At 66.9% G+C, this 647-nt stretch carries 1 protein-coding gene; it reads right to left on the bottom strand.

Annotated features, from left to right (window positions below; all coding sequences use genetic code 11):
- A partial coding sequence (locus Q0863_RS18435) for a GTP-binding protein (protein WP_298581763.1) occupies positions 1–647 on the bottom strand: 647 nt, incomplete at both ends.

Genomic DNA, 647 nt, shown 5'->3' with positions numbered 1-647 from the left:
TCCTTCGACAGCACGTACACCTCGGCCTCGAACTCGGTGTGCGGCGCGATCGAACCCGGCTTGCACAGCACCTGGCCACGCTCCACGTCGTCACGCTTGGTGCCGCGCAGCAGCAGGCCGGCGTTGTCGCCCGCCTGGCCCTGGTCGAGCAGCTTGCGGAACATTTCCACGCCCGTGACCGTGGTCTTCTGGGTCGGACGGATACCGACGATCTCGATTTCCTCGCCCACCTTGATCACGCCGCGCTCGATGCGGCCCGTCACCACCGTACCGCGGCCCGAGATCGAGAACACGTCCTCGACCGGCATCAGGAACGGCTTGTCCACGTCGCGCTCGGGCTCCGGGATCCAGCTGTCCAGCGCCTCGACCAGCTTGATGATCGACGGCACGCCGATATCCGACTGGTCGCCTTCCAGCGCCTTGAGCGCCGAACCGTGGATGATCGGGGTGTCGTCGCCCGGGAACTCGTACTTGGAGAGCAGCTCGCGGACTTCCATCTCCACCAGCTCCAGCAGCTCGGCGTCGTCCACCATGTCCGCCTTGTTCAGGTAGACCACGATGTACGGCACGCCCACCTGGCGGGCCAGCAGGATGTGCTCGCGCGTCTGCGGCATCGGGCCGTCGGCGGCCGAGCACACCAGGATCGC

The sequence above is a fragment of the uncultured Luteimonas sp. genome (assembly GCF_947492465.1).
Taxonomy (GTDB): domain Bacteria; phylum Pseudomonadota; class Gammaproteobacteria; order Xanthomonadales; family Xanthomonadaceae; genus Luteimonas.
The sequence above is the reverse complement of the archived record's forward strand: the minus strand, read 5'-3'. Positions and strand labels throughout refer to the sequence as shown.